Raw genomic sequence first — 13,611 nt, forward strand, 5'->3', positions numbered from 1 at the left:
CGGACACGATCGAGTTTGCCGCGCGCGAATCAGCATCCGATCAGCGCGTACCGTGGCAGGCGGGCAGGGCAAGGTCGGGAGGCGGGGATGGAGCGGATCACCTTCGGTGTGCTCGGGCCAGTGGTCGCGTGGGATGCGGCCGGTGGCGTTCTCGGGCTGAAGGGGCCGCGGCACCGGGCAGTGCTCGCTCGGCTGATCACGGCGCGCCGACGCGTGGTTCCGCTCGCCCACCTCGTGGAGGACCTCTGGGAAGAGCCCGGTCCAGGCGCCGTGGGTGCCGTACAGACCTTCGTCGCCGCGCTGCGCCGCGTCCTGGAGCCGGACCGCCCGGCCCGGGCCCCGGCCCGTCTGCTGGTCACCGAGGGCCCCGGGTACGCGCTGCGGGCAGCACCGGATGCCGTGGACGCCTGGCGGTTCGAGGCGGCCGTCGGTGCCGCCGCGAAGCTGCCGCCCACGCGGGCGCTGGAACAACTGCAGGCCGCGCTGGACATGTGGCGTGGCCCGGCGTACGCGGAGTTCGTCCAGGAGAACTGGGCACGCGTGGAGCGCTCCCGCTTGGCCGAGCTGCGGCTGCAAGCAGTGGAGCAGCAGGCGCAGGCCCGGCTGGCCCTCGGGCTGGCCGCCGAGGCGGTACCAGACCTGGATGCCCACCTGGCCGAGCATCCCTGGCGTGAGGAGGCCTGGCGGCTGCTGGCCCTGGCGCTCTACCGTGCGGGGCGGCAGGCGGATGCACTCGCGGTGCTGCGCCGGGCCCGGACCATACTGGCCGACGAGCTGGGCCTGGACCCCGGCCTGGAGCTGCGCCGACTGGAGACGGACATCCTCACCCAGGACCCGCGCCTCGACCTGCCGGACGAACCGACGACGGCGGCGGCCCGGCTGTGGACACGGGCGGCCGCGGCCTACGACCGCACGGTCGCCGCAGGCCCGCGGGCCCGGCTGGATGCGACGGTCGGACTGATCCGCAATCTCGCGGTCACCGGAGGCAGCGGGCTGCAGGCGGCCCAGGAACACCGCCTGGCTGCCATCACCGCGGCGGAAGAGCTCGACGACCCGGAGCTGACCGCCCGCGTGATCGGTGCCTACGACGTCCCGGCGATCTGGACCCGCAATGACAACCCGCAGCAGGCGCAGCAGATCGTCGCGGCCGCCGAGCGCACCCTGGCCGCCTTGCCGCGCGGTGGCTCACACGAGGCGGCGCGCTGCCGCCTGCTGGCCACGGTCGCACTGGAGATGCGCGGCACCCGCTCCGCACGCGGCCCGCAGGCCGCAGGCGAGGCGGAGGAGATCGCCCGGCGCCTGGACGATCCCACGCTGCTGGCGTTCGCCCTCAACGGGGCCTTCATGCAGTCCTGCACCCGGGCCGGGCTCGCGCCGAGACGGGATGCGCTCGGCGCGGAGCTGGTCGCGCTGGCCATCCGCCACGGCCTGGTGACCTTCGAAGTGCTCGGCCACCTGATCCAAGTGCAGGCGCGCAGCGCGCTCGGCGACTTCCCGGCGGCCGACGAGCACGCCGCCGCCGCGGACTGGCTGGCCGAGCGCCATGAACGGCCGCTGGCGAGCGTCTTCACCCAGTGGTACCGGGCGCTGCGTCTGACTGCTTCCGGGCAGACCGCACAGGCGGAGGCCGCGTACCGGGCGGCTGCCGCACGGCTGGACGGTGCCGGCATGCCCGGCGTCGAGCACGGCCTGCTGCCCCTCGCGCAGCTGTGCCTGCGCCTGGCCGACGGCAGTACGTCGGCAGCGGCAGCAGCCAAACACGTCGACGCGGATGCGGACTGGGGCCCGTACCGCCCCTGGGCCGAGGCCTTCGTTCCGCTGCGCACCGGCCGCCGCGCCGAAGCCCGGGGGATGCTGCGCGCCTTGCCGGAGCCGCCCGCGGACCTGACGTACGAGGCGCTGTGCTGCCTGGAGGCAGCAGTCGCACTGGAACTCGGTGACCGGGTCGCGCTTGAGCGACTCCATACCCGCCTGCTGCCGGCCGCGGGCGAACTCGCAGGTGCGGGCAGCGGCCTGATCACCCTCGGTCCTGTGGACGGGTGGCTCACCGCCATCACCGATGCGCTCGACTGACGTGCTCGCATGCGGATCCGGCTGCGCGGCTCTCACCTGGCACGTGGTCAGGGGCGGACGTCAGGGCCCCGCTGGTGCGCCTTTCTGGACGTCATCGGTCAGGACGCCGGCCCGGCGTGCCCGTGTCCGGTGGCGGGGATGCCGGCCGGGCGCGCGGCGGGCAGGGCGAGCTCCTGCACCAGCCCGGCCAGCGACCGCGCCCGGGCGACCCACCGCAGGGCGAGGAAGCCCAGGACCGTGCCGAGGGTGTTGGCGATGACGTCGTTGATGTCCACGGAGCGGCCGTTGCTGAACAGGATGTACGACAGCATCTGCGTCAGCTCGATGGCCAGGCTGATCCCGGCACCGGCCAGAGCGGCCCGCCCCGGGGAGGACACGCGGACGGACATCAGGGGCAGCAGCGCCCCCAGCGGCAGCATCATGATCACATTGGGGACGAAGCTGAAGTCCGCGATGATCAGCGGCACCCACTGGACCATCTCGTACCAGGGGGTCTGGTTGGCGTACGTCCCGAACGCCACGTGCAGCGGGAAGATTGTCAGCTGGAGGACCGCCGCCGCGTAGAGAGCGCCGCCCAGCCGCAGCAGTGCATGCCGGCCGGTCCAGCCGGGGCTGCCGGCGCGGGCACGCAACAGAACCAGGACGGCGAAGAGGACCAGTGCGGGCACCAGCACCATGGCCGCGGAAACCGTGAAGTCGAGATTGACCATGCGTGTGAACACTTCCCTGTCGTGACAGCCCGTTGCCGTCGTCTCGCCCCGAGTGTCACCGCCTCGCACACCCTCGCGGATCTTCCGCAGGACAGGTTCCGCGGCCGCCCGTTACGACTTTCGGCAGACCGCGACGACCTACCGTGGACGGAGGCCGCACCCCGCACCGCCTTGTTAGGCTCGCCGGTGTGATCGTCCGCTGCAGCTCGTGGTCGCGCGTCCTGGCGTGGACGATCTCCCTGGCAGTACCGCTGGGCACGCTTGGCCTACTGGACCACCGGTGGGGTGCGTTCAGCGTCACGGGGTTCGGGGCTCCGCCGCTGGAGGCCGCGCTGCTCGCCGTGCTGGTGGCCCTCCTCGCCCCGCACCTGAAGGCGAACGTCCTGCCTGTCGCCGCCATGGCCGCTGCCCTTGCCTCGCTCGGCGTCGCTTCCGCGGTCCACGCCATGGACTCCTCGGACGGCGACCGCTTCACCGGCCTCGACGGGTACGCGTTCACCGAGCCCGTCGCGCTCGTCGTCGTGCTGGGCTTCGTCACCTGGCGGGCCACGCCCGTCGCGGTGACGGTGACCGCCCCCGCGCTGCTCGCAGCGGTAGTGCTGCGCCCGCTGGCCGGCGGTGTGCGCGACACGGTCGTCGCCGTGTCCCTCTTCCTCGCGCTGATCGCCTTCGCAGTGGTGGGGGCAGGGCTGGCCGCCCGCCTCGTCGCCGCGGACCGGCGCCGCCGGGAAACCGCGCTCCAGCTGCGTCAGCGCACCGAGTTCGCCCGGGACCTGCACGACTTCGTGGCCCACCATGTGACCGGCATCGTCGTGCTGGCGCAGGGCGCCGGTGCCGTCGCGGCGAAGAAACCGGAACTCCTGCCGCCCGCGCTGGAGCGGATCGAGCAGGCGGGGACCGAGGCGCTGGAGTCGATGCACCGCATGGTCGGGATGCTGCGCGAGCCGGACGACAGGGTCGGCCCGCGGCCGGTCGCCGACCTCGGGGGTGCCGTACGCCGGCTGGTCGAGCGGTTCGAGCTGCCGGGTGCCCGGACGGAGTTGGTCGAAGAGGGCGAGCCCGGCCCGCTGCCGGCAGAGGTCGCCACCACCGCGCACCACGTGGTGATGGAGGCCCTCACCAATGTCCGCAAGCACGCCCGCCATTGCACCAGTGTCGAGGTCTCGCTGACCCACACCGAGGACACCGTACGGATACGGGTGAGCAACGACGGCGGTCGGCACCGGAGCACCGGCGGGCGCTTCGGCCTCAGAGGCCTGGAAGAACGCGTCGCGATGATCGGCGGAACGCTGCGCTCGGGCCCGGCCGCCCGGGAAGGCTGGCTGGTCGAGGCAGTCCTGCCGACCGGCACCGCACCTACGAATGCGTCCGGTCCCGCGGCACCCGGCCAGGGCCACGACCGGACACAGAGAGAGACCGTGTGACCATTCGCGTGCTGCTCGCGGACGACCAGGCGATGGTCCGCACCGGTTTCGGCCTGATCCTCGCAGCGGAGGACGACATCGAGGTCGTCGCCGAGGCGGTGGACGGGGTCCAGGCCGTGGAACTCACCGCCCGCCACCGCCCGGACGTCGTGCTGATGGACATCCGGATGCCCCGGCTCGACGGCCTGGAAGCACTGCGGCTGCTGCGGCGGCCGGGCGCGGCCGAGCCGCCGCAGGTGATCGTCGTGACGACGTTCCGCGACGAGGAGTACGTCCACCGTGCGCTGCTCGGTGGTGCCTGCGGTTTCCTACTCAAGGACTCCGGCCCCGCCCTGCTGGTCGAGGCGGTGCGGGCCGCGGCGTCCGGGGAGGCACTGATCAGTCCGGCCATCACGGTGCGGCTGCTGCGCCATTTCCGTACGTCGGCGGCCGCCCCGGCGGCTGCTCCGGGGGCCGAGTTGTCTGCCCGGGAGACCGAGGTGGTCACGCTCGTCGCCAGGGGGCTGACCAACGCCGAGGTGGCGGCTCGCCTCCACATCACCGTCGGCACGGTCAAGACGCACCTGACGCGGATCCAGAACAAGATCGAGGCGCGCAACCGAGTGGAGATCGCAGCCTGGGCGTGGGAGTCAGGCCTGATGAACAGCTGATCCGCGACGCGGGACGCAGGCCGGTACCCCCTGCGGCGCGTACTGCGCCGCCTCCGCCCAGGCCCAGCGGGCGAGTGTGGGCGGGAGGGCGACCAGATCGTGGGTCGGGGGAAGGGCGTCCTGGTGCTCGCCCGGCGACGAACGCAAGCCGTCCCTGGACGTCGTGGTGAGCGCACCGTTCCCGGCGTTCGGTCCGAGGAGCCGAGGGCGTTTGTGAGTGGCGCCCCTGGTGCGCCACACCCGCCCGGCAGTGCACCGACGACGGAAACGGTTGACACTTCTATTCTCTCAGTGAATAGTTGCTGCCGTGTCCACGCCCCATGTCCTCCTCGGTCTGCTCACCCCGCGCGCCATGCACGGGTACGAGTTGAAGCACGCCCACGACACGCACCTGCCGGGTGCCAAGCCGCTTCCCTTCGGGCAGGTGTACGCGACCCTCAAGCGCCTGGACCGCGACGGCCTGGCCGCCGAGGCCGGGCACGACCGTGTGGGAGGCCCTGACCGCACGGTGTACGAGGTCACCGACCGCGGGCGGGAAGCGCTGGCCGCATGGATCTCGCGGATCGAACCGCCGGCGCCCCACCTGTCGAACGAGCTGCTGGCCAAGGTCGTGATCACCTTGCTGGTGGCGGACGAGGCGACCGCCCGCCGCCACCTCGCCACACAGCGGGCCGCCCACCTCGCACGGATGCGCGCACTCACAGCGGCGAAATCCTCCGGAACGCTGCCCATCGCCCACCTTCTGGCCGCCGACCTGGCGATCGCTCACCTCGACGCGGATCTGCGGTGGATGCAGACCGCCGTGGACCGCGTCACCGACCTGCACCAGGAGGTGCACCAATGATCATCGAAGCCCGTGACGTGGTGAAGGCCTACGGGCCGACACAGGCTCTGCGCGGCATCTCGGTCGGCATGCGGGAGGGCGAGATCGTCGCCGTCACCGGACCGAGCGGGTGCGGCAAGTCGACGCTGTTACACATCCTGGCGGGCATCCTGAGCCCGGACACCGGTGCCGTCCGGTACCAGGGCAGGCGTGTCGACGAGTGGAGCGAGTCCCAGCGCTCGGCCATGCGGCGTACGGACTTCGGGGTGCTGTTCCAGTTCGGCCAGCTCGTCATGGAGCTGTCCGCGGCGGAGAACGTGGCGTTGCCGCTGCTGCTCGGCGGTGTCCGTCGGCGCCGGGCGGCGGCGACGGCACTCGAGTGGCTCGACCGGCTCGGGGTGGCCGAACTGGCGGACAGGCTGCCCGGTGAGATGTCCGGCGGGCAACAGCAGCGGGTCGCTCTCGCCCGCGCCCTGGTCACCGAGCCGAAAATCCTCTTCGCCGACGAGCCGACCGGTGCACTCGACACCCTCGCGAGCGAGGCCGTCCTGCAGCACATGGTCCAGGCCGCCCACACCCAGCGCACCACCGTCGTGCTCGTCACGCACGACGCCACGGTCGCCGCGTACGCGGACCGGGAGATCAGGCTGCGCGACGGAGCGGTGGAAGCCAGCGACTTCGCTCTGCTCGGTGCGGGCACAGCGCTTTCCGCCGGCACCGCGGAGATATCCCGGTGAGCCCGCTCACCACGCTCCGGCTCGCTCTGGCCGGCGGCCGGGCGGACCGGACCCGCATCGCACTGACGGCATTCGGCGCCGCGCTCGGCACACTCACCCTGCTTGCCGCGGCAACGGTCCTCGCCGTGACCGAAACGCACGCGGCCGCGTACACCAACGACCTGCTCAACGACGAAGGGCTGCGCCCGGGTGTCGCGTTCGGGATGCTGCTGCTGACCATTCCGGTCCTGGCGTTCGTCGCGCAGTGCAGCCGACTCGGCGCCCCCGGCAGGGAGCGCCGGCTCGCGGCGATGCGGATGGCGGGAGCGACACCGCGCCAGGTGGTCCGGATCGCGGCGGCCGAGACTGCCCTCGCGTCCGCCTTCGGTGTCGCGACGGGCTACTGCGTGTACTTCCTCGGCCGTGTGCTGCTCGACGCACCCGGTGCCGACGGGCGCCGGTCCCTGCCGACGGACGTCCTGCCCGGGCCCGCATTGATGACTGGCATCGCCGCGGGTGTGCCGATGTTCGTCACACTGCTGGCGGTGCTCACCCTGCGCCGCGTGACGCTCACCCCGCTCGGCGTGGTCCGCGGCATCTCGCGCGGCCGCCCGAGCAGGACGCCGGGCGTGCTCGTCCTCGCGGGTCTCGGAGCGTGCGCGCTCGTCGAACCGGTCCACCGGTACTTCACCGACCATCCGCGGAACGACGACGTGCCCCTGCTGGTCATCGGAGGACTGATCGCGGTCGGTGTCCTCACCGTCAGCGTCGGCGTCGTGTCGGGAACCGGCTGGATCGCGTACACCGTCGGCCGGGTGCTGCACCGTTTCGCCCGTCGTCCCGCCGCGCTCCTGGCCGGCAGGCGGCTGATGGCCGACCCGTGGTCCGGCAGCCGTACCTTCTCCGCGATGTTGGTCGCGCTCATCGCCGGGTCCGCAGCCGCCGGACTCTCCGCGCTGACCGTGGCAACGGTCGCGGCCCAGGAGGAGAACACGCGACGGTTCGCACGGCTCCTCGGTGAACGGTACGACCCGTCCGGCACGGGCTTCTACGAGCGCGCCTACGCATTGGTGGGATACGCCGTTCTGGTGGCGATGGCGATCGCCGCCATGGGCCTGCTGGTGGCGCTCGTCGACGGTGTCGCGGCCAGAAGGCGCACACTCACCTCCCTCGTCGCCGCCGGCACCCCGCGGGGCATCCTCGCCCGCGCGCTCGGCTGGCAGGTCCTCACGCCCGTCGTTCCCGCGGTCGCCCTGTCGGTGACCGTGGGCGCGCTGCTGCCGCGCTTCGCCGTACCGGACGCCCGCGAAGCCGCGCGGATGGAGGTGCGCCGCTGCGCACCGCTGCCGGGCGATCCGGCCGACGCCTGTCAGGACCCCGCCTACGAGCAGGCACACACCGTGCTGCTCACGGCGCAGAAGGTGCCGGTCACCGTACACGTCCCCTGGGACCGGCTCGCCCTGCTCGCCGGCGGAGCCGTCGCCGCCACTGTCGCGATCACCCTCGTCGGTCTGCTCTTCCTCCGCTTGAACACGCGGGCCACGGAGCTGCGCGTGCAGTGAGCCGAGTCGCGCATGCGGGGAACCGGCCGCAAGGGGAAGGTGTGGATCAAGGACCGGAGAGAGAAACCGACGGAACGGGTCTCTGCAGGTGACGGAAGTCACGGCAGGGGCCCGTTTCTCGTTTCCATGACGTTGTGAGGCATCACACAGCCTGGCCAGGGCATACGGCAGGCCCCGACGCGTGAGCTATCTCACGGGTGGGGCCTTTCGCCGTGGTGCCGCAGTGCCGGGGCCGGGTTGATCCATGCCGCCGGAGCCAGGTGGCCGGTCGGGGTCCAGCTCCTCGGCAGACGGTGATGCCGTCGCCGTCCGGTAGGCCTACGTCGAGAACGGCCACGTCGGGGCGGAGCGCCGGATGCCAGTCGGCTCTGGTCCGCTGCATTCCGCCCTGCCGTAGGGCCGGTCGGCCCCGGCAGGGGACCTGCGGCCCCTCCGCAGTCACGACTCCGCAAGCGACGCTGAAATTGTCAGCCCCTGTCCAGGAGGTGGAAAGCATGACTCGCACGATCATCGTGGGCCTCGACGGCTCTCCCGAGAGCCGCGCCGCCGCCGAGTGGGCGGCCCGCGAGGCGAAGCTGCGCTGCCTGCCGCTGAAACTCCTCCACGTATGGGAGCCAGTGCCGGAGCCCATGGCACAGGCCCCGCCGCTCGGTACCGAGACCCATCGGCACTGGACGCATCAGCACTGGATGCATCAGCACTGGACCGAGGAGGCCCGCGACCCTGCACCTGGAAGACCTGTGGATCAAGAACGTGACGATCACTACGGGCCTGGTGGACGCGTACTCCACCCCCACCCTGCTGCGGATGGCGGCCGCCGGTCGGCTGCCCACCGAGCAGTTGGTCACGCACACCTTCCCGCTGACGCGCATGGAGGAGGCGTACGACGTCTTCTCCCGGGCCGCCGACAGCGGCGCGCTCAAGGTCGTGCTCGGCGAGGAGCAGCACGAGGTCGTCCCCGCTCGGGCGGCCTGAAGAACGAGAGAGGTGAGGGGCGATGACCGAACAGTCGTCGTCGTACGCCGTGGAGGTCGGCCCGGTGGGTGACCTCGGGCGCCGGATCGCGCAGCGGCGCACGGAACTCGGCATGAGCCGGCAGGAGACGGCCGCTCGCGCGGGCATGGCGACGGCCTACCTCCGGCACTTGGAGGAGCACCCGACCGCTTCCCCGGACGCCGCCGCCCTCCTCAGGCTGGCCGGAGCACTGAGGACCACCGTGTGGCCACTTGACCGGCGGCGACAGCGATCTGCCGCCCGGCCTCGGACGAGCCGCCCGCACACCCCGGGTCACCGAGGTGACCGAGCAGGACTGCCGCGCTCTGCTGTCGACGCACGGGGTGGGCCGCCTCGCCGTGCCCATGCCCTCCGGACCGGTCGCCGTGCCCGTCGACTACAGCGTCGTCGACGGCGCGATCCTCCTGCGGACCGCGCCCGGCACCACGCCCGCACAGGCGATCGGCCAGCAGGTCGCATTCGAGGTCGATCGCATCGACGAGGCGTTCAGCGAAGGCTGGAGCGTGCTGGTGCGCGGCCGTGCGCGGGCCGGCGTGACGTCCGGGGCGGGCCAATGGGCCGTGCGCCGTCGGTGCTCAGCACGTTTTCCACAGGCGAGGAGTTGTCCACAGGGTCTGACGTGATGCGGCGGCCGGTTGTACGGTCGGCACGAGTTGATGTTCGTGCGAGTCACGGGGGAGGCGGTCGTGGTGACCGAGGTCGGTGTGCACGGCGGTGTGCAGGGTGCGGGTTCCGGGACGGTGCGGATTCCGCGGGTGCGGGGCTTCGCCGAGGGGAGCGGCCAGGGCGCGCGCTCGCCCAAGGCGGAGGGGAAGGCCCTGCGCGAGCGGATCCCGCGGCAGGCGCACGCCACCCTCGACCTCGACAGCTCACGGCCGGACGCGGTGGCCGCGGTCGAGGAGTCGAACCGGGGCCGTATCCCGGGGCTGACGCCGATACGGGTGGGCAGGATGGCGGCCACCCCGTTCGCCTTCCTGCGCGGTTCGGCGGGCCTCATGGCGTACGACCTCGCCCGCACGCCGATGACCCGCGTCCGCGCCCAGATCTGCGGCGACGCGCACGCGGCGAACTTCGGCCTGTACGGCGACGCGCGCGGCGGCCTGATCATCGACCTGAACGACTTCGACGAGACGGTGCACGGCCCCTGGGAGTGGGACCTCAAGCGGCTCGCCGCCTCCCTGGTGCTCGCGGGCCGGGAGGCGGGGGCCGACGAGGACACCTGCCGGGCGGCCGCCCATGACGCCGCCGGCGCCTACCGCCGCACCATGCGGCTGCTGGCCAAGCTCCCGGTGCTGGACGCGTGGAACGCCATCGCGGACGAGGAGCTGGTCTCCCACACCGACGCCCATGACCTGCTCGGCACGCTGGAGCGGGTCTCGGAGAAGGCGCGGGCCAACACCAGTGGGCGGTTCGCGGCGCGGTCGACCGAGCCGACCGAGGAGGGGGGACGCCGGTTCGTGGACGCGCCGCCGGTGCTGCGCCGGGTCCCGGACGCGGAGGCGGCGGCGGTGGTGGCGTCGCTGGAGGCCTATCTGACGACGCTGCCGGAGGACCGTCTGCCGCTGCTGTCCCGGCACGCGGTGCACGACGTGGCGTTCCGCGTCGTGGGCACGGGCAGCGTGGGCCTGCGTTCGTACGTCGTGCTGCTCCTGGACCACCGCGGTGAGGCGCTGATACTCCAGGTGAAGGAGGCCCGCGGCTCGGCGCTGCTGCCGCATCTGCTGGCCGCCGGTTTCGAGGCGCCGTCCGTCGACCACGAGGGGCGCCGGGTGGTCCTCGGCCAGAAGCGGATGCAGGTCGTCAGCGACATCCTGCTCGGCTGGACCACGGTCGACGGCCGTCCCTTCCAGGTCCGCCAGTTCCGCAACCGCAAGGGCAGCGTGGACCCGGCGGCGCTCTCCACGGACCAGCTCGACGACTACGCCCGCATGACCGGCGCCCTCCTGGCCCGCGCCCACTCCCACAGCGCCGACCCGCGCCTGATCTCCGGCTACTGCGGCAAGAACGAGGAACTGGACGAGGCGGTGGCCACGTTCGCCGTCGCCTACGCCGACCGCACCGAGGCGGATCACGCGGCGCTGGTGGCGGCGGTGCGGGCGGGGCGGGTCGCGGCGGAGATGGGGGTGTGAAGCCCCGGTCGGCGGCGGTGATCGGGGGCCGCGCGGGCCGTGGCCTACGCTGGTCGGGTGACGACCCCGGATGCTGAGCAGGGTGGTGTCGCCGGTGAGACGCGGGCGACACCCCAGGACGGCGCGCCCCGGCCCGAAGAGCGGCTGGAACGGGCCGTGCGGGCGGCCGAGCAGGCGCTGATCGAGTACGAGATCGCGGTGGAGACCTTCCGCGTCGAGATCGAGAACTTCTCCCGGCTGCACCACCAGAAGCTCGGCCCGATGTACGCCCGCCTCGAAGAGCTGGACGCGCGGATCGCCGAGGCCAAGGCGGCCCGCACCGGTGACCCGGAGGACCTGCGCCGAGCGCAGGAGCTGCGGGCCCGGGTGCTGCCCATGCCCTCCGTGGAGGAGCTGTTCCACGGCTGGATGGACGGCGACGGCCTGTTCCCGGAGGCCGCCGCGATGCTCACGGAGCAGCCGGTACGGCCCCCGCAGCGGGTGCGCCCCAGCGAGGAGGCCCGCCGCCTCTACCGCGACCTTGCCCGCAAGGCCCACCCCGACCTCGCGCAGGAGGAGGGCGAGCGCAAGCGCCGTGAGGAGTTCCTCACCCGCGTGAACAGCGCCTACGCCCGGGGCGACGAGGCGGAGCTGCGCGAGCTGTCCGAGGAGTGGGCGGCGGGACCGGTGCCAAAGGAGCGCCGCCCGAGCCGCAGCGAGGAGCTGTACGCCCGCCTGGAGTGGCTCGCCCAGCGCAAGGAGCTGCTCACGGTCGTCGCCCGGGAACTGGAGAACAGCGCCATCGGCTCCATGCTCAAGCTGGCGCCGGACGACCCGGACCGCCTCCTCGACGAGATCGCCGAGCAGCTGCTGGCGGAGGTCGCGGGGCGCGAGGCCGAGCTGGCGGAGCTGATCGGTCAGGGCTGACCGGCAGCGCGGGCGCTTCGGGTAGCGTCGGGAGCATGAACTTCGGAGCTGTTCCCACGGTCGGGGTCACGGACCTCAAGGACGACGACTTTCTGCTGGACGTCCGCGAGGACGAGGAGTGGCAGGCGGGTCACGCCGCAGGGGCGCTGCACATCCCCATGAGTGAGTTCGTCGCCCGGTACGGCGAGCTGACCGAGGCCGCCCCGCAGGACGGCCGCGTCCATGTGATCTGCCGCTCCGGCGGCCGCTCGGCCCAGGTTGCGATGTACCTCAACCAGCGGGGCATCGACGCCGTGAACGTCGCCGGCGGCATGGAGGCCTGGGAGGCGAACGGGCGTCCGGTGGTCACGGACGCGGGGGAGCCGGGGGCCGTGGTCTGAGCCTGTGCGGGATGGGGTCGGCCTCACCCCGCCGCATGCGCCGCCAGCAGATCCCCCAGCGCCTCCTCGTGCGCCGCCGCCGGTCCCAGCGACAGCTCAAGGTGCTTCGCCCAGGCGTGGTACCGGTGCAGCGGATAGTCGACGTCCGCCCCGAACCCCCCGTGCAGATGCTGCGCCGTCTGCACCACCCGCCGTACCCCCTCCGCCGCCCAGATCTTGGCGACGGCCACATCCCCGGCGGCCGGCAACGCCCCCGGCGCCCCCGAGCCGATCCGCCACGCCGCCTGCCACAGCGTGGCCTCCATCGCCCGCAGGTCGATGTAGCGATCGGCGGCCTGCACGGCGACGGCCTGGAACGTCGCGACCGGGTACCCGAACTGCTCCCGCTTCCCGGTGTACTCGCCGGTCATCCGCAGCACCCGCTCCCCGAGCCCCAGGGCCAGCGCACACGTCCCGGTGGCCAGCAGCTCCCGCAGCCACTCCCAGGCGCCCTCGCCCTCGACGACGTACTTCTGCGGCACCCGCACCGACCCCAGCCGCAGCTCCCCGAGCCGCTCCCCGGTCGTCGCGACCTGCTCGGCGAGTTCGGCCCCTTCGTGCCCCCGTGGGACGAGGGCGAGGACGCTCCGGTCGGCGTCGGTGTGCGCCGGTACGACGGTGAAGTCGGCGTCGTACGCCCACGGCACCGCCGTCTGCATCCCGTCCAGGACCCAGCCGTCCCCGTCCCGGCGTGCGGTCACCGCACGTTCGGCGGGATCGTGCCCGCCGGTACGCCCCTGCGCGGCGACGGTCAGCACGACCTCGCCCCGCCCCGCCCGGGCGAGCACCGCGGACTTCAGCTCCTCACCGCCGTACGCCTGTAGGGCCGCCAGCGCCGCGCTGTTCTCCAGCAGCGGCACCCGTGCCAGCACCTTCCCCGCCTCCCGCAGCACCAGGCACAGCGCGATGGCGTCGAGGCCCGCCCCGCCGTGCTCCGGTTCGAGCAGCAGGCCCAGCAGATCCGCGTCGGCGAGCCTGCCCCACAGCGCGCGGTCGAAGTCGTCGGCCACGGCACCCCTGGTCAGCGTGGGGCTCGGCACCGCGTCCGGCGCGACATCGGCGAACACACCCCGCGCCGCCTCGGCCGCCGCCTGCTGCTCCTCGGTGAAGGTGAAGTCCACGGTCCTGTCCTCCCGACGGATCCGCCCATCTGGCGGAGCGTCAAGATAGAACAGGTTCTAGGAG

At 72.8% G+C, this 13,611-nt stretch carries 11 protein-coding genes and 4 pseudogenes; 12 read left to right on the forward strand and 3 right to left on the reverse strand.

Annotated elements, in window-relative coordinates; all coding sequences use genetic code 11:
- Positions 1-87 precede the first annotated feature (87 nt).
- Positions 88-2,073 carry a BTAD domain-containing putative transcriptional regulator gene (locus tag KWI83_RS21730; protein WP_218516043.1) on the forward strand — a complete coding sequence of 662 codons (1,986 nt, stop codon included), beginning with the start codon at positions 88-90 and terminating at the stop codon, positions 2,071-2,073.
- 98 nt (positions 2,074-2,171) lie between these two features.
- On the opposite strand, the gene KWI83_RS21735 is transcribed toward KWI83_RS21730, so the two are convergent.
- A complete protein-coding gene (locus KWI83_RS21735; RefSeq protein ID WP_218516044.1) occupies positions 2,172-2,795 on the reverse strand; it encodes a VanZ family protein in 624 nt (207 codons plus the stop codon).
- Between the two features lie 176 nt (positions 2,796-2,971).
- Between KWI83_RS21735 and KWI83_RS21740 the strand changes: the two genes are divergently transcribed.
- From KWI83_RS21740 to KWI83_RS21760, 5 genes are all read left to right on the forward strand, one after another.
- Positions 2,972-4,207 (forward strand): histidine kinase, encoded by a 1,236-nt coding sequence (locus tag KWI83_RS21740; protein ID WP_218516045.1) that lies wholly within the window; start codon positions 2,972-2,974, stop codon positions 4,205-4,207.
- The gene (locus KWI83_RS21745; protein WP_218516046.1) at positions 4,204-4,857 is read left to right on the forward strand and encodes a response regulator transcription factor; all 654 of its coding nucleotides are present in this window, start codon (positions 4,204-4,206) and stop codon (positions 4,855-4,857) included. Before KWI83_RS21740 ends, KWI83_RS21745 begins: the two co-directional genes overlap by 4 nt.
- A gap of 307 nt (positions 4,858-5,164) precedes the next feature.
- Positions 5,165-5,701: a PadR family transcriptional regulator gene (locus tag KWI83_RS21750; protein ID WP_218516047.1), complete on the forward strand. Its 537-nt coding sequence runs from the start codon at positions 5,165-5,167 to the stop codon at positions 5,699-5,701.
- Positions 5,698-6,417: an ABC transporter ATP-binding protein gene (locus KWI83_RS21755; protein ID WP_218516048.1), complete on the forward strand. Its 720-nt coding sequence runs from the start codon at positions 5,698-5,700 to the stop codon at positions 6,415-6,417. Before KWI83_RS21750 ends, KWI83_RS21755 begins: the two co-directional genes overlap by 4 nt.
- Positions 6,414-7,958: an FtsX-like permease family protein gene (locus KWI83_RS21760; RefSeq protein ID WP_218516049.1), complete on the forward strand. Its 1,545-nt coding sequence runs from the start codon at positions 6,414-6,416 to the stop codon at positions 7,956-7,958. The genes KWI83_RS21755 and KWI83_RS21760 overlap by 4 nt, the downstream gene beginning before the upstream one ends.
- Positions 7,959-8,241: 283 nt before the next feature.
- Here the strand turns inward: KWI83_RS21760 and KWI83_RS38865 are convergent.
- A pseudogene (locus tag KWI83_RS38865) lies at positions 8,242-8,313 on the reverse strand (DNA-binding response regulator); the annotation flags it as partial.
- Positions 8,314-8,452: 139 nt separating this feature from the next.
- Between KWI83_RS38865 and KWI83_RS40355 the strand changes: the two are divergent.
- From KWI83_RS40355 to KWI83_RS21790, 6 genes and pseudogenes are all read left to right on the forward strand, one after another.
- Positions 8,453-8,641: pseudogene (locus tag KWI83_RS40355) on the forward strand (universal stress protein); the annotation flags it as partial.
- 28 nt (positions 8,642-8,669) lie between these two features.
- Positions 8,670-8,933, forward strand: a pseudogene (locus KWI83_RS40360) (alcohol dehydrogenase); the annotation flags it as partial.
- A 22-nt stretch (positions 8,934-8,955) separates the two neighbouring features.
- Positions 8,956-9,595: pseudogene (locus KWI83_RS21775) on the forward strand (helix-turn-helix domain-containing protein).
- A 33-nt stretch (positions 9,596-9,628) separates the two neighbouring features.
- Positions 9,629-11,101 carry a DUF2252 domain-containing protein gene (locus tag KWI83_RS21780; protein WP_218516050.1) on the forward strand — a complete coding sequence of 491 codons (1,473 nt, stop codon included), beginning with the start codon at positions 9,629-9,631 and terminating at the stop codon, positions 11,099-11,101.
- 57 nt (positions 11,102-11,158) lie between these two features.
- A complete protein-coding gene (locus KWI83_RS21785) occupies positions 11,159-12,007 on the forward strand; it encodes a hypothetical protein (protein ID WP_218516051.1) in 849 nt (282 codons plus the stop codon).
- 35 nt (positions 12,008-12,042) lie between these two features.
- Complete coding sequence (locus KWI83_RS21790) at positions 12,043-12,387, forward strand: rhodanese-like domain-containing protein (RefSeq protein ID WP_218516052.1); 345 nt, start codon at positions 12,043-12,045, stop codon at positions 12,385-12,387.
- Between the two features lie 23 nt (positions 12,388-12,410).
- On the opposite strand, the gene KWI83_RS21795 is transcribed toward KWI83_RS21790, so the two are convergent.
- The gene (locus KWI83_RS21795) at positions 12,411-13,547 is read right to left on the reverse strand and encodes an acyl-CoA dehydrogenase family protein (protein WP_218516053.1); all 1,137 of its coding nucleotides are present in this window, start codon (positions 13,545-13,547) and stop codon (positions 12,411-12,413) included.
- Between the last annotated feature and the right edge of the window lie 64 nt (positions 13,548-13,611).

Origin of the sequence: Streptomyces sp. TRM70350 (assembly GCF_019219825.1) — a bacterium.
Classification (GTDB): domain Bacteria; phylum Actinomycetota; class Actinomycetes; order Streptomycetales; family Streptomycetaceae; genus Streptomyces.

Coding starts and splice junctions, on each gene's coding strand:
- KWI83_RS21780 (WP_218516050.1), top strand. CDS start 9,629: ATGTTCGTGCGAGTCACGGGGGAGGCGGTCGTGGTGACCGAGGTCGGT.
- KWI83_RS21790 (WP_218516052.1), top strand. CDS start 12,043: ATGAACTTCGGAGCTGTTCCCACGGTCGGGGTCACGGACCTCAAGGAC.
- KWI83_RS21730 (WP_218516043.1), top strand. CDS start 88: ATGGAGCGGATCACCTTCGGTGTGCTCGGGCCAGTGGTCGCGTGGGAT.
- KWI83_RS21755 (WP_218516048.1), top strand. CDS start 5,698: ATGATCATCGAAGCCCGTGACGTGGTGAAGGCCTACGGGCCGACACAG.